The organism is Salicibibacter halophilus, from assembly GCF_006740705.1.
GTDB classification, from domain to species: domain Bacteria; phylum Bacillota; class Bacilli; order Bacillales; family Marinococcaceae; genus Salicibibacter; species Salicibibacter halophilus.
In genome coordinates, this window is the sequence record NZ_CP035485.1 from 2181516 (window position 1) to 2205325 (window position 23810).

The following is a 23810-nucleotide window of genomic DNA, read 5'->3' on the forward strand; positions in this document are numbered from 1 at the left end:
TTCAGCGATCGACACCCGGGTGCCACCCATTCGGGTGGATAAACCGTTTGACCGATTAGTATCTGTCAGCTCCACGTGTCGCCACGCGTCCACCTCAGACCTATCTACCTTATCGTCTTTAAGGGGTCTCGCGGGAAATCTCATCTTGAGGTCGGCTTCGTGCTTAGATGCTTTCAGCACTTATCCGATCCACACGTAGCTACCCAGCCATGCTCCTGGCGGAACAACTGGTACACCAGCGGTGTGTCCATCCCGGTCCTCTCGTACTAAGGACAGCTCCTCTCAAATTTCCTGCGCCCGCGACGGATAGGGACCGAACTGTCTCACGACGTTCTGAACCCAGCTCGCGTACCGCTTTAATGGGCGAACAGCCCAACCCTTGGGACCGACTTCAGCCCCAGGATGCGATGAGCCGACATCGAGGTGCCAAACCTCCCCGTCGATGTGGACTCTTGGGGGAGATTAGCCTGTTATCCCCAGGGTAGCTTTTATCCGTTGAGCGACGGCCCTTCCATGCGGTGCCGCCGGATCACTAAGCCCGACTTTCGTCCCTGCTCGACCTGTCTGTCTCGCAGTCAAGCTCCCTTCTGCCTTTGCACGCTGCGAATGATTTCCAACCATTCTGAGGGAACCTTGGGGCGCCTCCGTTACTGTTTGGGAGGCGACCGCCCCAGTCAAACTGCCCACCAGACACTGTCCCTGAACCGGCTCACGGTTCGAGGTTAGGATGTTCATATCGCAAGGGCAGTATCCCACCGGCGCCTCCTCCGAAGCTGGCGCTCCGGATTCCTTGGCTCCTGCCTATCCTGTACAAGCGATACGAAAACCCAATATCAAGCTACAGTAAAGCTCCATGGGGTCTTTCCGTCCAGTCGCGGGGGACCTGCATCTTCACAGGTCATATAATTTCACCGGGTCTCTCGTTGAGACAGTGCCCAAGTCGTTGCACCTTTCGTGCGGGTCGGAACTTACCCGACAAGGAATTTCGCTACCTTAGGACCGTTATAGTTACGGCCGCCGTTTACTGGGGCTTCAATTCGGACCTTCGCGCCTAAGCGCTAAGCCCTCCTCTTAACCTTCCAGCACCGGGCAGGTGTCAGCCCCTATACTTCGTCTTTCGACTTCGCAGAGACCTGTGTTTTTGGTAAACAGTCGCTTGGGCCTTGTCACTGCGGCTCCCCGGGGCTATCAACCCCAAGGAGCACCCCTTCTCCCGAAGTTACGGGGTCATTTTGCCGAGTTCCTTAACGAGAGTTCTCCCGCGCGTCTTAGAATTCTCATCCCACCTACCTGTGTCGGTTTGCGGTACGGGCACCGATGCCCTTCCTAGAGGCTTTTCTCGGCAGCGGAGGATCGGGGACTTCGGTACTTCATTTCCCTCGCGGTCACGCCTCAGCCTTCACGTTGGGCGGATTTGCCTGCCCAACAGCCTCGGCCGCTTCGACGCGCTTCTCCATCAGCGCGCTCGCCCTACCTTTCTGCGTCCCCCCTTCGGTCTGACAGCCATCGGTGGTACTGGAATTTCCACCAGTTATCCATCGCCTACGCCTTTCGGCCTCAGCTTAGGTCCCGACTAACCCTGAGCGGACGAGCCTTCCTCAGGAAACCTTAGGTTTTCGACGGAAGGGATTCTCACCCTTCTTTTCGCTACTCATACCGGCATTCTCACTTCGGTGCGCTCCAGCCGTCCTCACGGTCGGCCTTCCCGGCACACCGAACGCTCCCCTACCATGCTAGAGGTGAGAGGTCAGATGTGAGAGGTGTGAGAAATTCAAAACCAACTACTTCCACTTTTGATGAAGAACAGACAGTTGTTTGCCTAGTTGTTCGTATTGATCCCATAGTAAAGGGATCGATGTGGAAGCTCTTCTTAGCTGTCTTCCTAACTCTAACCTTTCATAATCAGGGAATTGATGAGTCACTTGATGAATATCTTTCCCGAGATTGTATGATAGTTCATATACCCTTAAATCTCGATACGTTTTAATCATCTTTATCTCCTTTTCCCACTTCTCACGTCTCACTTCCCACCTCTAACATCCACGGCTTCGGTGATGGATTTAGCCCCGGTACATTTTCGGCGCAGCGTCACTCGACCAGTGAGCTATTACGCACTCTTTCAATGATGGCTGCTTCTAAGCCAACATCCTGGTTGTCTAAGCAACGCCACATCCTTTCCCACTTAATCCATACTTGGGGACCTTAGCCGGTGGTCCGGGCTGTTTCCCTCTTGACGACGGATCTTAGCACTCGCCGTCTGACTCCCGGAAACCAAGTCGCTGGCATTCGGAGTTTGACTGAACTCGGTAATCCTGTGGGGACCCCTCATCCAATCCGTGCTCTACCTCCAGGACTCTTCCTCCGAGGCTAGCCCTAAAGCTATTTCGGGGAGAACCAGCTATCTCCGTGTTCGATTGGCATTTCACCCCTACCCACCCCTCATCCCCGTAATTTTCAACTTACGTGGGTTCGGGCCTCCAGTCGGTGTTACCCGACCTTCACCCTGGACATGGGTAGATCACACGGTTTCGGGTCGACGTCGACGTACTCTGCGCCCGCTTCAGACTCGCTTTCGCTGCGGCTCCGTCTCTTCAACTTAACCTCGCACGCCATCGTCACTCGCCGGTTCATTCTACAAAAGGCACGCCATCACCCATGAACGGGCTCTGACCACCTGTAGGCACACGGTTTCAGGTTCTCTTTCACTCCCCTCCCGGGGTGCTTTTCACCTTTCCCTCACGGTACTGGTTCACTATCGGTCACTAGGTCGTATTTAGCCTTGGGAGATGGGCCTCCCTGCTTCCGACGGGGTTTCTCGTGTCCCGCCGTACTCAGGATCCACGCCGGAGAGGGCAGCGTTTCGCGTACAGGGCTCTTACCTGCTATGGCGGACCGTTCCAAGCCGCTTCCGCTACGCCGCCCCTTTGTCACTCCGTATGGCGTGTCCTTCAACCCCGGACGGCAAGCCGTCCGGTTTGGGCTCGCTTCCGTTTCGCTCGCCGCTACTCAGGAAATCGCGTTTGCTTTCTCTTCCTCCGGCTACTAAGATGTTTCAGTTCGCCGGGTCTGCCTTCATCTGCTTAATTAGTTGGGCAGATGATCTTCTCCCATGACGGAGAAGGGGTTCCCCCATTCGGACATCTCCGGATCCAAGCATACTTACAGCTCCCCGAAGCATATCGGTGTTCGTCCCGTCCTTCATCGGCGCCTAGTGCCAAGGCATCCACCGTGCGCCCTTCCTTGTTTAACCACATGCAGGAATGGGTCTTTCTAAGAAACACGTTCGTGTCTCTTCATGACACCCGGTGTGTGTGTCGTTTCTCGCTTTCTCGCGTTATTCAGTTTTCAAAGAACGTCGGTTGAGCAGTTGCCCGCTCAAAACTGAATGAAAAGCCGAAGCGCTTGCCTCCGGCCCCCTCGCTGGGAGGGGACCATGGGCTCCTTAGAAAGGAGGTGATCCATCCCCACCTTCCGGTAGGGATACCTTGTTACGACTTCACCCCAATCACCGGCCCCACCTTCGGCGGCTGGCTCCCAAAGGTTGCCTCACCGACTTCGGGTGTTGCCGGCTCTCGTGGTGTGACGGGCGGTGTGTACAAGGCCCGGGAACGTATTCACCGCGGCATGCTGATCCGCGATTACTAGCGATTCCAGCTTCATGCAGGCGAGTTGCAGCCTGCAATCCGAACTGAGAACGGCTTTTCTGGGGATTGGCTCCACCTCGCGGCTTCGCGGCCCATTGTACCGTCCATTGTAGCACGTGTGTCGCCCAGGCCATAAGGGGCATGATGATTTGACGTCATCCCCGCCTTCCTCCGGTTTGTCACCGGCAGTCAATGTCGAGTGCCCAACTTAATGCTGGCAACGACATTCAAGGGTTGCGCTCGTTACGGGACTTAACCCAACATCTCACGACACGAGCTGACGACAACCATGCACCACCTGTCACTCTGTCCCAAAAGGGAAAACCTTGTCTCCAAGGCGGCCAGAGGATGTCAAGGCCTGGTAAGGTTCTTCGCGTTGCTTCGAATTAAACCACATGCTCCACCGCTTGTGCGGGCCCCCGTCAATTCCTTTGAGTTTCAACCTTGCGGTCGTACTCCCCAGGCGGAGTGCTTATTGCGTTTGCTTCGGCACTACGGGTATCGAAACCCCTAACACCTAGCACTCAACGTTTACGGCGTGGACTACCAGGGTATCTAATCCTGTTCGCTCCCCACGCTTTCGCACCTCAGCGTCAGTCACAGACCAGAGAGTCGCCTTCGCCACTGGTGTTCCTCCACATCTCTACGCATTTCACCGCTACACGTGGAATTCCACTCTCCTCTTCTGTACTCAAGTGCGGCAGTTTCCAATGCCATTCCGGCGTTGAGCGCCGGCCTTTCACATCAGACTTGCCGTACCGCCTGCGTGCCCTTTACGCCCAATAATTCCGGACAACGCTTGCCCCCTACGTATTACCGCGGCTGCTGGCACGTAGTTAGCCGGGGCTTTCTGGTGAGGTACCGGCAAACCTCCGGCATTTCCTCCGGAAGCTGTTCTTCCCTCACAACAGAGCTTTACGATCCGAAAACCTTCCTCACTCACGCGGCGTTGCACCGTCAGGCTTTCGCCCATTGCGGATGATTCCCTACTGCTGCCTCCCGCAGGAGTCTGGGCCGTGTCTCAGTCCCAGTGTGGCCGATCACCCTCTCAGGTCGGCAACGCATCGTCGCCTTGGTAGGCCCTTACCCCACCAACCAGCTAATGCGCCGCGGGCCCCTCTTTGAGCGACGGCCTTAAAGACCGTCTTTCTCCCCTCTCGCAGGCGCGAAAGGGGACGCATCCGGTATTAGCACCGGTTTCCCGGTGTTATCCCGGCCTCAAAGGCAGGTTGCCCACGTGTTACTCACCCGTCCGCCGCTGGCCTTCCGGAGGTGCAAGCACCTCCGGAGGCCCGCTCGACTTGCATGTATTAGGCACGCCGCCAGCGTTCGTCCTGAGCCAGGATCAAACTCTCCATAAAAAGTTTCGCTTCGCACACGGGGGGTGTGCGTCGCACTGACTCGTTGTTTCACTTCATTGCGTTCGCTTGGCTTTTTCATTCAGTTTTCAAAGGGCAAATGATGATGCCGCCGTTTTAAAGCGACTCATTTATTCTAGCAAATGCCGTCTTTTGTGTCAAGAGACATTTTTTATCGAATGTTCGCCTTTCAAAGCGACATTGATCAATATATCATCGCACAATCATTGCGTCAACCGTTTTTTTCGATATTTTTTCAACCGAAATAACTAGACTGATTGCGTCGACTCTTGAAATGCTATCACCTCATATAAAAAGTGTCAACCGCCCGCCCCCTATTCCATTTCTCATAAAAAAGAAGACGGCAAAGCACCGTCTACATCACTCCGGGCAGCACGAGAAAATGTACAGCAAACAACATGAGAACGCCGGGGAGCCCTAAAATTCCGGTAACCGCGGAAGTAAAAAGGTTAATCGGCATGTGCAAACCCATAAAATTGCCGAATAAATTAATTAAAAATAACGCGAGAGCTCCTACCATAATGCGAACAGCGCCGTTCCCCACCCATTTAAACGATTTTAACGGAACACCGAGAAACATCAATATAAAGATTCCGATGCCAATCGCTGCCACAATGAGAACCGGATCCACACCTATCACCTCCCACGGGTGCCCTCGTACATCTTCCGCTTAACGAGTCACACCCCGCATTGGATCTAAACCTTCTAATAGATCCTATGCTTGGACACGAAAAGACTTGCCTAAAACATGGCAAGTCTTTTATCCTTTCGTTCGTTCTTTTAATACACGGGCTTCCCGCAATAAAAAACGATACTTCGCTTCTTCCATTTTCAATTGAAGCCGTACATCTTCACTCGGATCGATGCTTCTCTCCAATAAACTTTCCTGTCGGAAACACTTTTGTTTTTGAAGGTCTATCAGTTGATAAAGATTGGCTTCTTCTTTTTTTCTTATTTTTTGTTTTTTGGCCATCCTATAGCTCACGCCTTCCTTCTACTGCGCGGGAGAGCGTGACTTCGTCGGCATACTCCAAATCCCCGCCGACCGGAAGCCCATGGGCAAGGCGGGTGACACGTATGCCCGTCGGTTTAATCATCCGGGACAGGTACATGGCCGTCGCTTCCCCTTCAATGGATGGGTTTGAAGCAAGGATCACCTCTTGAACCGTGTCATCTTGCAACCGTTTAATCAATTCCGGGATATGGATATCTTCAGGGCCAACCCCGTCCATCGGAGAAATGGCCCCGTGCAACACATGATAGAGGCCATTGTATTCCTGCATTTTTTCCATGGCCATGACATCCTTGGAATCTTCAACGACACAAATAACGGAACGGTTACGATGGCTATCGTCGCAGATCACACACGGATCTTGATCCGTAATATAAAAACAAGAGGAACAATGCGTTAAATCACGTTTCGCATTAACGAGGGCTTTTGCGAAATCAAGCACATCGTCCTCCTTCATATTTAGTACGTAAAAAGCAAGACGGCTCGCGGTTTTCGGGCCAATCCCCGGCAATTTCATGAAACCGTCGATCAGTTTAGATATCGGAGCAGGATATTGCACGCGTCAATCCTCCTAAAACATTCCAGGTGGCAGATTCATCCCTTTCGTGAACTTGCCCATGTCCTGTTCCACTAGTTCGTCCACCTTGCCCATTACTTCGTTCATTGCTGCTAAAACCAAATCTTGAAGCATATCAACATCATCAGGATCGACAACCTCTTCGTCGATTTCAACATCCACAATGCGCTTGTCGCCGGAGGCAACGATTTTCACCGCGCCGCCGCCCGCGGTTGCTTCCACGGTTTTTTCTTTTAGTTCCTCTTGCGCCTCTTGCATTTGTTTTTGCATCTTCTGCATTTGCTTCATCATGTTGCCCATGTTTTTCATTTGTCTTCCTCCTCTATATTCGAATCGTCCATGACTTCAACTAAATCAGATCCGACGAGTTTTTTTGCCTCCGCGACCAAGGGATCCTCTTCGTTCGCTTCCTCATTCGGCGTTTCCTTCGCCGCCGCTTGCTGATGCTTGCCTCGATAAGCTTCTTTTAGTTGATCCCAGTCTTGCTTGAGCAACGTCAAGATGTGATAGCTATGGTCATTATTAGCCGCGATGGCGTGCTCTGTCAATGCTTTAAATTTATCGGCAATCATGCCGCGATGCATTTCATTGCGAAAAACGAGAAGTACCGCGTCCGTCGTCGCCGCTACCGGCTGGGCGTCATTTAACCACGCATGCGCGGGCACGCTTTCTTTTTTGAGCGTTTGCAACGTTTCCGCCCACCGGGATTCAATTTTCACCCGTTCTTCCTTCGAAGCTTGCGGAAGCAACTGTTGAGCTTGTCTCACCCCTGAACTGTTTGGGGAGCTTGAAGGTTTCGGTTTTTCTCGCGGGGCGGCTTGGCGGGGCATGTCTCCTTCCCGGGACGAAGCACGCGCCGCTCCATTCTCTTGCCCCTCTTCCAAGGTACGGATTTTTGTTTCCAGCTGTTGGACTTTTTCCACCAACCGTTGCACCTGTTGATTGTCTGCCGAAGCATTTCCCTCGGTTCCGGCATCTCCCTGGCAAATGTGAATAAAGGCCATTTCCAGAAAAATCTTCGGATGCGAAGAGCCTTTCATTTCCCGCAATTCGTCATGAAGGGCATCAATCGTTTTGTATGCCCAGTCCGGCTCTATTTTATCCGCAAGCGAACGAAACGTTTCATCGACCTGGACACGGTCCAGGAGCTCTTCCACATCGGGGGCGGTCTGAAAAAGCAATAAATCACGCAAATAATGGATGATATCCTCCATAAAACGCAACGGGTCTTTGCCTTCCCGTATCAGCGTGTCCGCGGATTGCACAGCTTCTTTGGCATCTCGTTCGATCAATGACGTTATTGCCGAAGCGAGAAACGATTGGGATACGGCACCCGTTATCGCCTGGACGTCAGAAGCCGTAACTTTCGTTTCCGCAAAAGAAAACGCCTGATCAAGCAGGCTTAAAGCATCCCGCATTCCGCCTTCGGCCGCCCGTGATATAAAATGGAGGGCATCATCCTCTACCTCGACCTCTCCCTCTGCAACAACCTCTTTCATTCTCGCCACAATGGTATCTCCACTGATCCGCTTAAAATCAAAACGTTGGCAACGGGAAACGATCGTGAGCGGAATTTTGTGTGCCTCTGTCGTCGCCAAAATAAAAACAACATGTTCGGGAGGCTCTTCCAATGTTTTCAACAAGGCGTTAAATGCACCGGTCGAGAGCATGTGCACTTCATCGATAATGTAGACCTTATAGCGTACATCGCGTGGTGCGGCAATGACGTTATCCCGTATGTAACGAATTTCGTCAACCCCGTTGTTGGAAGCCGCATCAATTTCGATCACATCAACGACGGACCCTGTTTGGATCCCTTGGCATGCCTCGCATTCATTGCACGGCTCGGCCACCGGAGCATGCACACAGTTTATGGCCTTCGCGACAATCTTGGCAGCACTCGTCTTTCCCGTCCCCCGCGGACCGCTGAATAAGTAGGCATGGGCGAATTTTTGCTGCCGAAGGGCATTTTGCAGCGTTTGCGTAATGTGATTTTGGCCGGCAACATCCTCGAGACGCTGCGGGCGCCAGACACGATAAAGCGCTTGATAACTCAACAAAAGCCCCCCTTGTTTTATTCGCTAAATTCAACGTTCTTTATACCTTTCTTTATTATACGTTTTCCATGGTTTTTTTTCAAAAGCAAACGATTCGATCACGATCTTCTGCCAAAAAAAGTACCTTAAATAGGTACCGGTAGATCTATACATCTATATCTTCTTTTTTTAACGCCATAATCAACAATTCATTATAGCGCTTCACAGGTTCAAAGCTATATTTTTTAAAGAAATCAACAGATGATTCCATCGCTTCAACAACGATAAAATTAATTCCAACTATTCGACTGACTTCAATACACATATCAAAAACCATGAGCATTAGTATATGTCCAAGGTTCATTTCCCTGTATCGTGAGTCTACTCCGATGTAATGTAGTCTTATCGAAGGGTAATGTTGCTCCGGCATCGGCGAACGAGTACTTTCCCAACCTGCACTTTCCCTTTTTGATTTAACTATATTCACATAATCAGCAAATAAACTACAATAACCAACCAATTTGCTATCATAATAAAGAAGGTGGGTCCTGCACGATCCGGATTCTTGCAATACAAGTGCTTCTTCCTTCAAAAAATAATTCACTTTGAATTGCCTGAACATATAACCCTTTTATGTCCTTTTTGTGTTCGTTAGAGAGAGGGATTATTTCGATTTCACCAGGCTCAACGTTTACCATATTCGCCATGTCGTTCTTTTCGAATTTTTCGAAAGGCACTAATTTCAGATCTCAACTTTTTCATGGTTCTCACCCAAAAAGGTCCAGGTTTTCCACCAATTAGAGCGAAAAATACATTATAATAGAGATAGACTACGATGTTGGAGGTTCTACCATGTTCAGGCCAGGAGACAAAGATGTACAAAAAACACTCTTCGATCAAGATCAAGCATTTCCCGACTATGTTGTTGAAATGCTGAAAAAAAGCTGGGCCGAGGATTTTTATCGCCTTATTCTTACGCAAATTAATGAAAAACGCTTTTCCGTCTTATATAGCCAAAAGGCGAGTCGTCCGAATAAGCCAGTGAATGTTCTGGTCAGTTTGCTTATCCTCAAACAACAACATATATTCTCCGACGAGGACTTGATTGGATCCCTTTATTTTGATTATCGGTTTCAATATGCCTTGGGTCTGGAGGCCAATGCGGATAAGGAACGTCTCTGTGTTAACACCTTATCCAACTTTAGATGTCGCCTGGTTGAACATGAGCTACAAACGGGAGAAAATCTCCTCCAACAAGAAATGGAGTCGCTCGCTGAAAAAATGGCATATTTTCTTTCTTTAAACAAATCGATGGCACGCATGGATTCCACGATGCTTGACAGTTCTTGCAAAAAAATGACGCGCATTGAGTTGGTTTATACGGTGATTCGTAACGTGGTCAGGGAACTCAACAAGATTCCGGGATTGGATATCCCTGCGTCTTATTTGGCGTACCTTGAAAAAGGACATAAAAACCAAACCATATACAAAACGAAATCGACAGAAGAAGCATCTAAACTTGAATCCCTCATTCATCAGGCGCATGACTTGCACGTGTGGGTTCAAGATGCATCTGTCGCCCTTGATACCGATGCTTTTAAGCATCTGGCGCGCCTACTGCAAGAACAATCTGTGGAGTCGGAAGACGGCATCACTGTTCCCATCGAAGGAACAAAGTTATCTTCTCGTATTCTTCAAAACCCATCGGATCCTGATGCGACCTTTCGTCACAAAGGCGGAGACCATCATATCGGCAACAGTTTAAATCTTGTAGAAGTTCATGACCCTGAAAAAGAAACAGGGCTTATTATGCATGCCGATTTGAAAGAGAATACCCATAGTGACGCACAATTTGGCGAGGACTTTGTCAAAGAGCACCCTTTGGCCGACGACATTGAGACACTCGCTGTTGACGGTGCTTACTATCGCCAAGAAACGGTGAAACACGCGGATGACAAAGACCTTGAGATCAACTTTTCCCAATTGACCGGACGTTCTGTTTCCGATGACTATATTGGTGTCGACCAATTTGAGATTGACCCTGAAACAGGGAAAATTACAAGATGTCCACAAGGGCATGAACCAACCTTTCCCATCTATGATGCCGAGAAAGAGATATACACAGCCAAATTTTACAAAGAACATTGTCAGCAGTGCCCTCTATTAAACCAGTGCCAAGTCAAAGAGCAAAAGAAAGCCTACCACGTTTCGTTTAGCGAAAACAAAAGACGGACCGACCAAACGCGCGCCAAAATTGGAACGAAAAGGCATCAGGAACTTTCCAACTTTCGGGCGGGTGTTGAAGGCGTGCCTTCTGTCTTGAAACGGGCATATCGATTGGAGGATTTGCCTGTCAGGGGACGCGTGCGTCCAAAAATCTGGTTATATGCCTCAATCATTGCCCAAAACTTCAAAAGATGCACGAAACATCTTAAAAAGATGGCCCCAGCCACCGTTTAAGAGGGGTGGGGTAGATTTTTTCGAAGAAAAAATCATCCTTCAAACTTTAAAATGCCGCTCATTTTTGTTGGAAAAGACTTTGAGTGAGCATTAAAGCCTTAGTTTTTGGGTGCTAACCTTTCATTTCTTCTTTATTAGCAGTATTTTTATCGTTCGACCATCGAATAAACTCTTTCATTTCTCTATCGGTAAGTTTGATGTTCATGGGTTTAGAATCCGTTAATTTAACCATATTTACTCCCCCATATTAACGGCAATCAGATACCTCCTAAGATATCGTATGCCTCTACTTAATTAAATTATAAACGATTTATTAAAAATCTCAATTCTTACCGGTCGGATCGCACGTCTGGCTAATAAAAAAAGCCCCTTCCCCAGGGGCTCGTCTCAAATATGTATGCCGTGCACCTTCCTTCGATAAGCATATCATAAGCGGTACCTAAGCAGTTAGCTCGATCCAGGCGCCTCCGCGGCACACGAAAGGTCCCGCTTACTGCTGCTTCCTTCCGGACCTGACAGGGTTCACGAGTTTCCGTTGCGCGGAACCCGGACGTCAACACCACTTACAAAGGGCAGTCCCTACAATATGCAAACCTTGGGAAGGGATTCAGCCTCGCTCTAGCGGATTGCGAGCAGAGGGCACCGCTACCTCCCCGCTTAGCACGGCACGTTACAGTATAAATCATAGCGGACAAGAAATCAACGGGAGATTATCATGATTATCAAAAGCTTATTGTTCTTTTTCCATATACGAAATGTTTTTGAAATCTCGAACAGAGGCAGGAATATTCACCAATTGCTCTTGAGGAAAAACACCAGCTTTTTTAATTTTTTCCAGCTTTAATGTCGTTTCCCCATCAAAATAATGTTCCCCGCATTGTTCACAAACCTCAGCAGGGACATCCTCGATAATGATCTTTTTGTCATTCCATTTTCGTTCCACCGATACACGTTGATGGGTTAAGTCACCCTTACATAAAAAACATTTTTTCATCGTCGAGACCTCCTTGTACGTTCATCCACCCATTTTGGCAAATCAGGATAATACACTGTGATAAAAACAGTGCCATTTTCATGAAGGCCACAAACAGTATGAACCGCTTTGCGGTCCACGAAACTTAAAATCAGACAACTATGCCCTCTCAGGTCATCAGGATAATCTTCAACCAATTCCGACTGCACCAATGACATAACCAACTTTTCGATATCTATTCCTCGTTGATCGCATTTTTGGAGTGCATGATTGGTGAACCACCATTTCCGACCACTATATTTTGTTGTATTGTATTCAAAATATCCAGTATCCTCACCCACCTGCGGAAAATCCGTTTTTCCAATTATAGCACAAAACCTTTTAACGAATGTCGCTACACCATTCAACTTCTTGCACTCTTCTCCAACCATATAAATACATTTGTAATCAGTTTTGATACAAGGAAAAATACGTAATAAAAAAGAAACAAGTGAAAATAATTGATGCCGTAAAACATATGGAAAAAATGGTAATGAACCATGATTGGTTTAAGTACAAAGGCAAGAATCGCCGATAATAATGCCGCGTACAAGTAGAGATTCTTTTGATGATTTAGCGTCCATTGATATAACAACATAAAACAGACCGGAACAAGCGAGGCGTCCAGAGCAAAGCTCGCCAAAAATGGCACCAATTGATAAGGATATTCCCATAGTCCGCCATCATTCACATAAGCAAACCAAACGTGATAAAAGCAGCGCTTTTTTTATCGATGAAAACGAACAATACAATTAACGGTACGATCAGTGACACAATAACAATCCAAAGTTTCCATGCATCAAAGCTTGAAAATGCTTGCCAATATTGATTCGAACGATTTTATTCCATTAAAAAGCTCTGCTTGTTCCTCTCGAAGTACTCGAATTCCTTTTGAGGGATTACTTCGCTCCTCTTGTTCCTTTCAGAACAAATCGACTTCCGCCTGAGGAATTACCTTGCTCTTCTTGTTCCTCTCGGAGAAACTCGACCTGCGTTTGAGGGATTACTTCGCCTCTCTTGCTCCGTTCTCGATCCGTCATCACGAGTCCCTTTGCTTCTTTTTCCTCAATGTTCGAAAAAAAGCCGACAAACGCTCGCTGCATTCCTCTTCCAGCACCCCGCCAACGACTTCGCTTACATGGTTAAAACGCGCGTCATCAAGCAGATTCATCAACGTGCCCGCACAGCCGGCTTTGGGATCGGCGGCACCAAAAACAACCCGGGGCAGCCGTGCCTGCAACGCTGCGCCCGCACACATCGGGCAAGGTTCCAACGTGACATAAAGCGTGCATTCCTCCAAACGCCACGAACCGATCGCTTCACTGGCGGCACGCATCGCGATGCATTCCGCGTGGGTGAAAATATGTTGTTCCTGTTCACGCCGGTTATATGCACGAGCGATCACTTGATCCTCATGGACAATCACCGCTCCGATCGGTACCTCATTCTCAGCCTCGGCTTTGGCAGCCTCCTCAAGAGCCAATTTCATATAAAATTCATCGTATTGTTTCATGTGAAACATCCTTATTTAAAGCAAAAGAAATACATCGTCAAACATACGCATCGTGTTTGCGATACAACTCTTCCCCGTACTTATCAATATGCTTTATTAAATCTTCGTTCGAAAGTTGGTCGTAGTGAACAAGATCGAACATATAAGGGAGCGGGTAAACCTCATTTAAATCATCGTTCACCCCGACCATGGTTTTACGCGAGACCATCTCCCCTACAATGGCTAGATCTACATCTGAGCCCATCTTGTAGTTCCCTAAAGCCCGGCTCCCATACAATATCACCCGATCAATCTCCGGATATTTTTCGAGTGCTTTGTGTATATAGTGCAAATCCCGATCAATGAGGCCATTCATATTTATCGTTCCTTCGTGAATTTGACATGCATTTTTTCCAGCATGGGGAAATAGTGATTTCTAATATTTTTCAGTAATTTTTCCGCTACTGCTTCATCATACGTATGTGCTGTCAAGTTTTGGTCTGACAACGCATCTATCCAAGCATGGCCGTCCTCAATGAGATCCATTTGGTGCGCTTGCTTTATCGTTTGGCGAGGACTTTTTACGATATACCCCTCTGCTTCAACATAATCTTTTAACACCTTCCAAGACAACTCAAACGTCATTTCAAACAACTGAATCAAGCCCGCTCGTTCCAAGTCTGTCTCGAGCGGATTATCCTTATTTTCCCTCAAAAGTACGTAGGATTTTTCAAAATTCTCGAAGCGTTGTTTCCAACGTATATCTTTGGCATGTCCATTTTTAACCCCCGCTCTTATATCAAAACCAACTTTTCCTTTATTTTACCATAAAAAAAGACCGGAGGAGGAGGGCATTCGCCCCCTCATTTGCAACGAAACCTGCGCAACACCTTATCATCTTCTAGGGTCCTCGGTTCGTTCCACTTCTCCGGACTCTAAATCCACGACCAACTGCTCAATGCTGCCAAAAAACACGTTTGTATAAAATTCAGGATCTACATCATAATCTAAGGATTCAATTTCACTAGCGTTCGCTTCATCCCAACCAGAATCACCGTCCTCTAATCGGATTTCTTCAACATCTTCCTCGACATTTTGGTGATGGGCGAAGCGGGGGAGGTCAAACGCCTCATGGTGGTCCATATCTTCGCGTTCGGCATTAACAAGCACCTGGCCCAAAACTTGGGGAATGCGGGCGCCGCCCGGACTGCCAATCAATACTGCATCATCATCACCAGCAAGAATGGTCGGGGAAATGTAAGTTCTCGCGCGTTTTTCCTCCTCATAATAATTCGGATTAGATTCCTCGTTAAAGGCAAAATTACTCATTTGATTGTTCAGTAAAATCCCTGCATCATTCATAACCCCAGAGCCAAAGAAGTTACTCAAGGAATTGGTCGCAGACACCATCATCCCATCTTCATCCACCACATTAATTTGTGTGGTACTGCTTTTAACATCATCCGAAACATCCAGCGCGATTGAAGTATTTATTTCATCCAACATTGAATCTGTATGTTCCAAACTGGTTAATTCGCTGGTTTCAATGTCATTAAAAGACGGATCGCCTATGTTCAAATAACGGTCCGAGCGGGCTTCTTCCCAGATCTCCGTGAACGTACCGACAAATTCCGGAGAATGAGGCGCATGTTCGGTAATATCCAACTGATCCGCCATTTGGAGCATTTGAATGAGCGTTACCCCAGAAGACGGCGGCGGCGCTGAATACACCTGATAATCACCGAACGCACCAGAAGCAGGATTTTCCGTTAAAACCTCATAAGATTCTAGATCTTCTTCGCTCCAACTGACTTTATCCCCGGCGATTTCAGATGCAAGTTCACCGGAATAAAAATCTTCCAATCCTTCCTCTTGCAAATGGGATAATGTATCAGCGAGTTCAGGCTGAACAATGGGGTTTCCCTCTTCAATAGGATCACCGCCCATATAAAAGACATCTTCCGCATTGTCATCCATTCGCTCCTCCGCTCGATCGATTCGTTCCTCAAGCATCCAATTAACCTCAAATCCATTCTCGGCGTAGTGAATAGCAGGTTCCATCAAACGAGACATTTCCATGCTGCCATCCTCATCATGGACCGCCTGCAACCCTTTCAAAAAACCGGGAACGCCAGCGTAATGATCTGCCGGATTATCCGATGATGTATTCATCGGAGCCGTTTCTCGGTAATCATAAAAATCAGGCGTTTCATCGGCATCATCCATGACCAACATCGCACCGCCACCACCGATCCCTGAACCATAAGGCTCAACGACTGTAAGTGTTAAGGATGTTGCTATGGCCGCGTCAACAGCGTTCCCACCTTCTTCCAAGACTTCCTCACCAGCTTCCTGCGCAAGCGAATGCGAAGCGCTCACACCGTATTCGTCCGTGATTGTTTCGGATTCTTCTATGTCCCCGACAGCATCCTCTGTTGCTTCGGGCGAGCCGTTTTCTTCTTCCTCGTGATCCCCATCCTGAACAGCTAAAATAACCAAACCGCTCACAAGGACAGCGATAATCGAAAGGATTATCATCATACTCCGAGACATTTTCCCCACCCCATTGTTACCATTCTAATCATTTTAACCCCTTTCATTCTTCATATATTTTTTTATGTTTGTGATTATAACGTCAAATTTACTATAATACAAATAAAAAAAAGACCGGTTAGCACTAAATGTCTCGGTTTAAAGTCTTAATTTATGGTATTTTATGTTACGATCGTTTCCCGTGCAGGTATCAATTTTGCAAGCGTTGAATAATCACTCAGTTTCATGATAAACTGAGTATAGTTGACAAAAAAGATTAGAAAGATACACGCGTCAAGATCCGAATAACCAGCCGCCTTAACGGGCGGTTTTTGTGCGCTTGCTACTCCTCTATCAATGGACCTTGAAATAAAAACGTTTATTTGTATGGCCTATTGTTATCAGCGGTTCTCGGGTTTGTCCTTGTTCCAATTTGGTAGCCAACTGATTTTTTCCGTACATATTATGGGCAGCAGTCTTTTGAGGAGCGACAACATCTCTCATAATGGATATGGGTACCATCTGAAACACACCATTAGCTTTGGATTTCGTCGTTAAGCGTTTCGGCTTGGCCGCAGCGCTCGATGTTTTGGCGGGATTCCGTGAGTGCTCAGTCTTATACATCTTTTTTTCCTATAAGTCATTTTTTTGTTGAATGACCCTATCACGGTCCTCTGCGCGTGGCGGTTCCTCCAACCATTTGTTTTTCATTAAAATATCAGCCCCATCATTTGCATAGTTGGCAATATCAGTCATTAACCGACCATATAGCAAAGGTAGATCGTTTCGGAAGCTTGCACCGGAAGCTAATCCATACCGCCCAATGCTGAATTGGATTAATGAAGTGACATGATACATCATCAACTTATCCGAAAACGGAGGTTCCGAGGATCCCAAAGGAGAAGCATCCCACGTCATTGGTGCTTGAATGTCACTTTCTAATAATTTATCGGTGAACTTCCTTGTGTGTTTTTGTGCAATGTCTTTTCCTCTCAGCATATAATCCCTTATTTTTTGGGATCTAGCCGTTTGACCAAAGCCGGTACAAAGCATCATACCTAGAATGTTTGTTTCTATGTTTGCGTACAAATGGGAAATTTCAACGACATTGAGCGTTCGTTTATCATGAAATAGGGAATAACCCTTTGTATAGGTTTGTTTATCTGCATACTCCACATGATTAGGGATCGATATCATCGGTGGTCGAATCAACAATCCTTTCTCCAACATCAGCTCCGTCGTCTTATCATATACTTGGGCCATGTATGTTAAATTGTTGGCAAAAAAATCACGGATATCTTTTCGAACAGCGAATGCATAAAACGAAGAATAAATCGAACTTCCTAATTGCCCCAATTTGTGGAGATAGTCCAGAAAAAAGGTAGCTTCAAACAAAGGTTTCGCCTTCGCATTCACATCATGTTCGGTGCTAAACCCGATAGGAACCGGAAGGCTTTCTGCTTCAAAGATCGATCGGATGGTTGTCAAATTCTGAGCGGATTCATCATATGCTTCTTGAACCAACGTGTGAATCTTTTCATCATCACCGACTATTTGGAGAGCGTAAGCAAAGACACATTCCAACATACTATTTGACATATAGGTTGTCCATAAACTTCCTATCTCAGAAGATGTTAACGGTTGATGGTTTTCCAAATAAAACCCCTCCCTCTTTGTAATTAAATATTCTTCCATATGCTCTTGATTTCTCAGAATTTCATGTCTTTAGAATGTCGTACCAGCAGCGTGCACCATTCACAAAGAAGATAATTCTTCAATAGAAGGAATGATATTCCATCCAAGAGGATCTCCACCTGCTCCAACCCCTAGGGGTTGGAAAAAAATGTATAACCGTGCGCTTAACGATGACCCACGTCATACATGGTCGCTTAACCTCCCATATATCACTGGATGGTTGATGATCCACACATTCCTTCGTCCGGCGTATCCATGCTGGTGGGGGCGGCTATGCTCCAATACTGGGTCTAGGCCCTAAGGGTGAGAAATGAATGCCGCCTCGGCACTGTTGGTATTTGTTCCATAGGCAAGAAAATGACTGATTTTCAAAAGAAAATATGGTTCCTATCGCTTGCTTTACGCGGCTTGTGTCTGGGAACACTTCCGATCTTGAAGGAGCTTCGCTCCATCAAAGGGACATTCGCGTTGCCCGATGACAAACAAGACTTTCAGAAGTTTACCGCACAGGGCGATCAACGACTGCATCTTTGTCAGAGGTCGGTCTGAACGCTGCGTGAGCTCATGATGAAGGGCGCGAAACGTGTCATTATGATTGACGAGCGGACGAATCGCTAAAAACAGAATGCGGCGTAATCGTCGGCGTCCTCGTTTACTAATGGTGGTTTGGCCCTTGTAAAGCCCTGAACTGTTCTCTTTTAAATCAAGACCGGCCAGGCTGATCAGCTGTTTGGGATGACGGTATTGGTGAATATCCCCAACTTCGGCAAAGAAAGCGGCAATGGTCATGTCGCCTAAGCCTTTGATATCCCTCATTTGTTCGGCGCCAGGGAGATGCTCAAGCTGCTCTGTTAATTGCGCTTCCAATGTTTCGAGTTGCCGAGTGTAAAGGTCATATTGGTCCAGTAACGCCTCCAACTCTTGGCGGGCAAAGTGAAGCCCTTCGGTGATGCCGACACTTTTTTCAGCGGCTTCATGAAGCTTTTGGGCTCGAGCGAACCCGGCGTGTCTCTTGGCATAGGCTTTCCATGTGTCCACGATGGCTTCCGGCGTCGTCTCCACAATCGCTTGGGGAAGAGGAAACGTTCGCAAAGTGGCCAAAGCACTGACGCCATCCCAGGCTTTAAACACCTGCTCAAACTCCGGGAAGTAACGGTTCAGCCAATTTTGAACCCGGCCTTCGGTCTGGTTTTGTAATTGCACGAGCTGATCTCTTAATTTAATGCCTTCTCGCAATTCAGCGTAGATGCCTTCGAGAAGGTTGGGGACAGAGTATCGCCCGTCCTTCACCTGTTTAGCGATGACCATCGCATCTTTAGTGTCGTTTTTACTTGGCGAGTGATCATCGATTTCTTTAAGACGTTTGACGTGCGAGGGATTGACCAACACGAGCTGATGGCCGCACGAGTCAAGATGATCCGCCAAGCTAAACCAGTAGTGGCCAGTGGGCTCCATGCCTACCACCATGTGCGTTTTTTGATGATTCGCTTGATGATCTTCAGCCCAGCGTAGAAGCTTTTCAAAGCCTTCAAGATCGTTGGTGAACATGATGCGTTTCCCAAACTCGAAGCCGCGATCATCAATGGCTCGAGCAACATGTTTGTTCTTAGCGATGTCAATGCCAATGATGAGCGTTTCCGGGGTTATTTGAGCGAGCTTTTCATTTTGTGTATAATTCATGGTGAGTCCTCCTTGGTAGTTATCAATTTAGAGGTCGATGAGTAATCATCGGACACTCCGTACTATACCAAGGGGGCTCTTTTGTGTTCAAAGCTCAATATTTCCCCTAACAGGAATGCTCCAATTACGTGTTTCCATATATTTTTTCTCACCGAACCGGAAATATGTATGTGTTCGGTGAAGAAGATTAGGGGGCGGCAACGATTCGCAAAATATATGGCCATTTTAGCCAACTCTGCCGATAACATGTACTATCGGTGGAATTTCCTGAGCTTGTCCCGATGTTATCGGAGGAATCAAGGGGGTTAAACATGAATTTTTTAAAAATCCTTGAAACATTATCGGACTGAGTTTAAGCAAATGGCCCGAAAAAATAGGAATCGCCCACCCTAATAAGATCATAATAAAGTATGATTAGATTAACATACTCCAAATTAAAGAGATTAAAAATAATCCAGTGGTAGATACCGATACGTATAAAGTTAATTTTTTTAAGTAAGATTGATATGAAGAATAGTAATGTTTAATAAGAGCATCAACAATGAAATAGCAAGTGGAAACAATGTAAGTAATCGTTAAAATTCCAACAACCTCTGTTTCAGGGTTAGAGAATATATTAAATAAAAGAGTGGGGACCATTAGATATAGAATTAATGTATATAAATTGATTAACAATGTACTTTTTAACCCAATCCATTGAAATAATTTCTCAATAATATAACTGAGGGGTATGCCAATAACGATAAGCCCTAATGTAATAAAAAATATATATAATACTAAATTGACAGCTATTGCTGATATATATGTTAGTTCATTAAGAAAAAATGGAAACCCTACACTCATCCCAATAGAACTCACAAATGTACATATAATACCAGCCTGTAATTTCCGATAAATCATATACCCTCCCGTAAATAGTCAGACATGAGTCGGGGCAAAATCCTACAAAAATGAAGAAACCGCATGAAATCAAATTTGAAAACCTTGATTTCATGCGGTTTTATTTTTCACGATTTGTACTAAAATCAAGTAGCCCTCAACTTATATTCCAGCTTCATGTCGGCTAATATGTCAATTATAAATATACGTAGAAAATTCTTGCATTGGAAAAATTGGTAAAAGATGGTGAAACCCTTGATGTTCATGAGTGTGGATTTCATATACTGTTCCATCAGGATTGTTAAGATAAAATTCATGGGAAGGCGCCTGGTCATGTGTACCATTAAATATAGCCATTCCACTCTCATTTATCAAGGATTGATTGAACTTACATTCATAATGTGAGCAAACGAACTGTCATCAGACAACTCATAAATAGAATGATCAGCTTCAGCATCTGCCTGGTCGCGATTAATTTCCTCAAGGTCTTCATCATATCCGATGGTCATGAGGGTTGTGTTGAATTTCTTCTAAATTACTGTTTACATATGCATCCGATCGAGTTCTGAAACTATCCTCTCCATAGCCAAAGCCCCCTGTCGTCGCCACCAAAATAATCATATGTGCAACTTACAGTACACCATGGATTTTCTCCGTATTCCATAGGAATAAATGAAGTATAACGTAAATGCCAGTCATCATCTTGGTTAATGTCGGAAGATAATGAGTTTGACTCTCCGTCTCCTTCTGATGCATTTATGATAACGTTGGTTTCTTTTGGTTCGTATAATGCTTGTTGTTTTTCTTCTTCAGACAATTGAATGTCGTTTTCTTCTAATTCCATTTCAATCTCATCTATTCTATCCTGGGGGAGTTTTTTGTTTCCCACAACTGTATATCGGTACATTTCGTCCTGCTCTATAGTATCATCAACATATTCGTTTCCTTCTACCGTCTCTAAATGTTCTCCATCCCTTAAAATTTCATATTCATTATTTTCGGTCGGGATATCACTCCAATTTAATTCAACTTTATCAGAATAGGTTACTGCAGAAATGTTACTTCTTTCCATTGAGTATGATATTTCTTTATTCGTGGAATTATCTATCAATTCTTCATTATATGAATCAACTTGTTCTTGATCTTTTAGGGTTGGAGTGTTAATCATCGCAGTATCCATTAGCTGTCATTTTCATCATAAGTTTCCAATTTTAATCGATAAACCTCACCAGCGTTAAGATTGTCAACTACGTAATTATTTTGTTCTCCTCTCCAAACTTCTTCCTCTTCTTCACCGTTGGTTACTCAGTTTGTAGAAATCACCAGTGTCTTCCCAGCTCAAATTAATCGCTTATCTCATTATCCAAGGAGACAAATGGTGTGTATTGCCAGTACCTCAGGGCGGGGGAAGAGCCAGAACCTCTCACATGACGTACCCTCTGCCTAAAATTGCTGCCCAATTCCCTAAATGATGGTTAACCAATTCAATCATAAAATCTCTTCGTCTAAGCATTAAAGGAAGAACGTTTCAAATACCTTATAAGATGTGAATAAAAGGTTAATTTTTTAAAACCTTTGTCGAATTAGCGTAATCATTTCGGCACGAAATTCTTCAAAACATCTTGACCATCTACATGAAAACGTTTTAATATATAAATCAGGTCATCAGATGACCTGATTTATATTGGTTAACAGTGATCCTTTAATAAAGAAAGAATAGAATTTAAACATAGGACAAATGGGGAATAGACGTTGTTATTAATAGTAGCGCTAAGTGCGATTATTGCACCCTTTACTTTTCTTGTTTTATTCAGAATGTCTGCAATGAAAGGAATGACCTTAAGTGCAATAATTGTTACTTTGCTAGCGATTACAGTTTGGGGGATGGAAGGACGTGTTGTTTTATCTTCCGTTTTTCAAGGCGTACATACAACTTTAACCATTCTATTTATCTTATTTGGAGCACTGGTGCTGTTAAATACACTGCGAAACAATGGGGCTGTAGAGCGAATTAATCAAGGTTTTCAAACAATCTCAGCTGATATGCGTGTGCAGGTTATTATCGTGGCGTTTTTATTTGGTTCTTTAATCGAAGGTGCTGCCGGATTTGGTACGCCTCCAATGGTTACTGCTCCTTTACTGCTCGCCTTAGGATTTAAACCTTTAGCTGCTGTTGTCACAGCATTAATTGCTGATAGTTCTGCTGTTGCATTTGGTGCAGTGGGGACACCGATATTTGTTGGGTTGAGTAATATTTCCGGTGTAGATGCAAATTTTTTTCAAGATATCGGAATGAATGTAACATTCATTGATTTATTTGCAGGAACGTTTATCCCATTTATAACTGTCGTTGTTTTAACGATTTTCTTTGGAAATGACAAAGGTTTGAATGATGCTTTTTCAATGCTTCCTTGGACATTGCTTATTGGCATAACATATACAGGCTCTGCATTATTGTATGCTATGCTATTCGGTCCAGAATTTGTAGCTATTTTGGGATCTTTGACAGGATTAATGGTCGCGACATATACAGCAAAAAAAGGATGGTTGTTACCGAAGGAAGAATGGAGAGATGCTTTAAAAGAGGACTTCAAACAACGTTTTGAAAAATCCCATATGAGCTTAATCTCGGCATGGTCTCCTTATTTCATTGTCGTAGCTTTGCTGCTGCTTACACGAATTGTTCCCTGGTTGCAGGATTTCACAATGACAGCCATTGATCTGACTTGGCATAATATTCTTGGTGTAGAAGGGATTACGTCTGAATGGGAATTGCTGTACTCTCCGGGTATGATACTCATTATAGCAGCCATACTTTCAGTTATCCTTCAACGCAAGGCTTTTAGCAATTTTACTAAAGCATCGAAGAAATCATTGTCAACAATAAAAAGTACTGGATTAACCTTAATAGCTACACTTTCTATGGTCCAAGTGTTTAGTAATTCTGGTATAAATATAAATGACCTTATGAGCATGCCGGAACTTATTGCAATAGAACTTGCAAACGGATTTGGAGGGATGTGGATCTTCGCTGCTCCATTCCTAGGTGAGGTAGGTACTTTTATAACGGGGAGCGCAACAGTCTCTACAATGACTTTCTCAGAAATTCAAAATAATATTGCTGCTTCAATAGGGTTGGACAAAAATGTTATTTTAGCAGCCCACCTTGTCGGATCCGGGGCAGGCAACATGATAGCTATTCATAATGTTGTAGCTGTAAGTGCTGTGGCCGGGATGAATGGAGAAGAAGGGAACATTATTCGCAAAACATTAGGACCAGCGATATTATATGCTATATTAGCGGGGTTAGGCGCATTTGTATTAATAATCATTTAGTTGCTAACAGATCTTTTTCACGTTTTTACGTAGCTGATACTTTAAATAGGTCGAACAGCTATGGGAGTATGACTTG

General features: G+C 45.7%; 19 protein-coding genes, 2 rRNA genes and 1 other RNA gene. 2 read left to right on the forward strand and 20 right to left on the reverse strand.

What is annotated here, in order from left to right:
- Nucleotides 1-34: 34 nt before the first annotated feature.
- The 8 genes from EPH95_RS10700 to EPH95_RS10735 form a co-directional block, all read right to left on the reverse strand.
- Nucleotides 35-3250 (reverse strand): 23S ribosomal RNA (locus EPH95_RS10700).
- Between the two features lie 196 nt (nt 3251-3446).
- Nucleotides 3447-5005: ribosomal RNA gene (locus EPH95_RS10705) — 16S ribosomal RNA — on the reverse strand.
- The 16S and 23S rRNA genes sit together here, the layout of an rRNA operon.
- A gap of 373 nt (nt 5006-5378) precedes the next feature.
- Entirely contained in the window at nt 5379-5654 is a 276-nt protein-coding gene (locus EPH95_RS10710; protein ID WP_142089841.1) for a pro-sigmaK processing inhibitor BofA family protein, read from the reverse strand.
- A 129-nt stretch (nt 5655-5783) separates the two neighbouring features.
- Nucleotides 5784-5996, reverse strand: coding sequence for a YaaL family protein (locus EPH95_RS10715; RefSeq protein ID WP_142091587.1), 213 nt, complete (start codon nt 5994-5996; stop codon nt 5784-5786).
- A 1-nt stretch (nt 5997) separates the two neighbouring features.
- Nucleotides 5998-6594 (reverse strand): recombination mediator RecR, encoded by a 597-nt coding sequence (gene recR, locus EPH95_RS10720; protein ID WP_142089844.1) that lies wholly within the window; start codon nt 6592-6594, stop codon nt 5998-6000.
- A 12-nt stretch (nt 6595-6606) separates the two neighbouring features.
- A complete protein-coding gene (locus tag EPH95_RS10725) occupies nt 6607-6921 on the reverse strand; it encodes a YbaB/EbfC family nucleoid-associated protein (RefSeq protein ID WP_142089846.1) in 315 nt (104 codons plus the stop codon).
- The gene (gene dnaX / locus EPH95_RS10730) at nt 6918-8669 is read right to left on the reverse strand and encodes a DNA polymerase III subunit gamma/tau (protein ID WP_142089848.1); all 1752 of its coding nucleotides are present in this window, start codon (nt 8667-8669) and stop codon (nt 6918-6920) included. Before dnaX ends, EPH95_RS10725 begins: the two co-directional genes overlap by 4 nt.
- A 145-nt stretch (nt 8670-8814) precedes the next feature.
- Nucleotides 8815-9240, reverse strand: coding sequence for a GNAT family N-acetyltransferase (locus EPH95_RS10735; protein ID WP_160141722.1), 426 nt, complete (start codon nt 9238-9240; stop codon nt 8815-8817).
- A 260-nt stretch (nt 9241-9500) separates the two neighbouring features.
- On the opposite strand from EPH95_RS10735, the gene EPH95_RS10740 reads away from it, so the two are divergent.
- The gene (locus tag EPH95_RS10740) at nt 9501-11108 is read left to right on the forward strand and encodes a transposase (RefSeq protein ID WP_142088526.1); all 1608 of its coding nucleotides are present in this window, start codon (nt 9501-9503) and stop codon (nt 11106-11108) included.
- A gap of 400 nt (nt 11109-11508) precedes the next feature.
- On the opposite strand, the gene ffs is transcribed toward EPH95_RS10740, so the two are convergent.
- The 12 genes from ffs to EPH95_RS10790 all read right to left on the reverse strand — a co-directional run bounded on the left by ffs (nt 11509) and on the right by EPH95_RS10790 (nt 21578).
- Nucleotides 11509-11774: signal recognition particle sRNA large type (gene ffs, locus EPH95_RS10745), an RNA gene on the reverse strand.
- Nucleotides 11775-11838: 64 nt separating this feature from the next.
- On the reverse strand, nt 11839-12102 hold the full coding sequence (locus EPH95_RS10750; protein WP_142089853.1) for a type II toxin-antitoxin system MqsA family antitoxin: 264 nt from the start codon (nt 12100-12102) through the stop codon (nt 11839-11841).
- Nucleotides 12099-12488, reverse strand: a complete 390-nt coding sequence (locus EPH95_RS10755) for a DUF4258 domain-containing protein (RefSeq protein ID WP_227003876.1) — start codon at nt 12486-12488, stop codon at nt 12099-12101. Before EPH95_RS10755 ends, EPH95_RS10750 begins: the two co-directional genes overlap by 4 nt.
- Nucleotides 12485-12811: a hypothetical protein gene (locus EPH95_RS18840; RefSeq protein ID WP_160141723.1), complete on the reverse strand. Its 327-nt coding sequence runs from the start codon at nt 12809-12811 to the stop codon at nt 12485-12487. The genes EPH95_RS10755 and EPH95_RS18840 overlap by 4 nt, the downstream gene beginning before the upstream one ends.
- 348 nt (nt 12812-13159) lie before the next feature.
- Nucleotides 13160-13633 carry a tRNA adenosine(34) deaminase TadA gene (gene tadA, locus EPH95_RS10760; protein ID WP_142089858.1) on the reverse strand — a complete coding sequence of 158 codons (474 nt, stop codon included), beginning with the start codon at nt 13631-13633 and terminating at the stop codon, nt 13160-13162.
- A gap of 37 nt (nt 13634-13670) precedes the next feature.
- A complete protein-coding gene (locus EPH95_RS10765; RefSeq protein WP_142089860.1) occupies nt 13671-13988 on the reverse strand; it encodes a nucleotidyltransferase domain-containing protein in 318 nt (105 codons plus the stop codon).
- Between the two features lie 2 nt (nt 13989-13990).
- Nucleotides 13991-14410: a nucleotidyltransferase substrate binding protein gene (locus EPH95_RS10770; protein ID WP_142089863.1), complete on the reverse strand. Its 420-nt coding sequence runs from the start codon at nt 14408-14410 to the stop codon at nt 13991-13993.
- A 96-nt stretch (nt 14411-14506) separates the two neighbouring features.
- A complete protein-coding gene (locus EPH95_RS10775; RefSeq protein WP_160141724.1) occupies nt 14507-16153 on the reverse strand; it encodes a gamma-glutamyltransferase family protein in 1647 nt (548 codons plus the stop codon).
- 624 nt (nt 16154-16777) lie between these two features.
- Complete coding sequence (locus tag EPH95_RS10780) at nt 16778-17800, reverse strand: DUF3231 family protein (RefSeq protein ID WP_160141725.1); 1023 nt, start codon at nt 17798-17800, stop codon at nt 16778-16780.
- A 438-nt stretch (nt 17801-18238) separates the two neighbouring features.
- On the reverse strand, nt 18239-19519 hold the full coding sequence (locus EPH95_RS10785; RefSeq protein ID WP_142087431.1) for an IS110 family RNA-guided transposase: 1281 nt from the start codon (nt 19517-19519) through the stop codon (nt 18239-18241).
- A 1250-nt stretch (nt 19520-20769) separates the two neighbouring features.
- Nucleotides 20770-20907, reverse strand: coding sequence for a hypothetical protein (locus EPH95_RS18845; protein ID WP_160141726.1), 138 nt, complete (start codon nt 20905-20907; stop codon nt 20770-20772).
- A gap of 62 nt (nt 20908-20969) precedes the next feature.
- Nucleotides 20970-21578: a hypothetical protein gene (locus EPH95_RS10790; RefSeq protein ID WP_227003877.1), complete on the reverse strand. Its 609-nt coding sequence runs from the start codon at nt 21576-21578 to the stop codon at nt 20970-20972.
- Nucleotides 21579-22150: 572 nt separating this feature from the next.
- Here EPH95_RS10790 and EPH95_RS10795 point away from each other — a divergent pair.
- Nucleotides 22151-23734, forward strand: a complete 1584-nt coding sequence (locus EPH95_RS10795) for an L-lactate permease (protein ID WP_142089871.1) — start codon at nt 22151-22153, stop codon at nt 23732-23734.
- The last annotated feature ends 76 nt before the right edge of the window (nt 23735-23810 follow it).

Bases quoted from the DNA above. Each gene is read 5' to 3' on its own strand.
- EPH95_RS10715 (WP_142091587.1), bottom strand. From the start codon at position 5,996: ATGGCCAAAAAACAAAAAATAAGAAAAAAAGAAGAAGCCAATCTTTAT.
- EPH95_RS10725 (WP_142089846.1), bottom strand. From the start codon at position 6,921: ATGAAAAACATGGGCAACATGATGAAGCAAATGCAGAAGATGCAAAAA.
- EPH95_RS10740 (WP_142088526.1), top strand. From the start codon at position 9,501: ATGTTCAGGCCAGGAGACAAAGATGTACAAAAAACACTCTTCGATCAA.
- EPH95_RS10750 (WP_142089853.1), bottom strand. From the start codon at position 12,102: ATGAAAAAATGTTTTTTATGTAAGGGTGACTTAACCCATCAACGTGTA.
- tadA (WP_142089858.1), bottom strand. From the start codon at position 13,633: ATGAAACAATACGATGAATTTTATATGAAATTGGCTCTTGAGGAGGCT.
- EPH95_RS10765 (WP_142089860.1), bottom strand. From the start codon at position 13,988: ATGAATGGCCTCATTGATCGGGATTTGCACTATATACACAAAGCACTC.
- EPH95_RS10775 (WP_160141724.1), bottom strand. From the start codon at position 16,153: ATGATGATAATCCTTTCGATTATCGCTGTCCTTGTGAGCGGTTTGGTT.
- EPH95_RS10785 (WP_142087431.1), bottom strand. From the start codon at position 19,519: ATGAATTATACACAAAATGAAAAGCTCGCTCAAATAACCCCGGAAACG.
- EPH95_RS18845 (WP_160141726.1), bottom strand. From the start codon at position 20,907: ATGACCATCGGATATGATGAAGACCTTGAGGAAATTAATCGCGACCAG.
- EPH95_RS10790 (WP_227003877.1), bottom strand. From the start codon at position 21,578: ATGGATACTGCGATGATTAACACTCCAACCCTAAAAGATCAAGAACAA.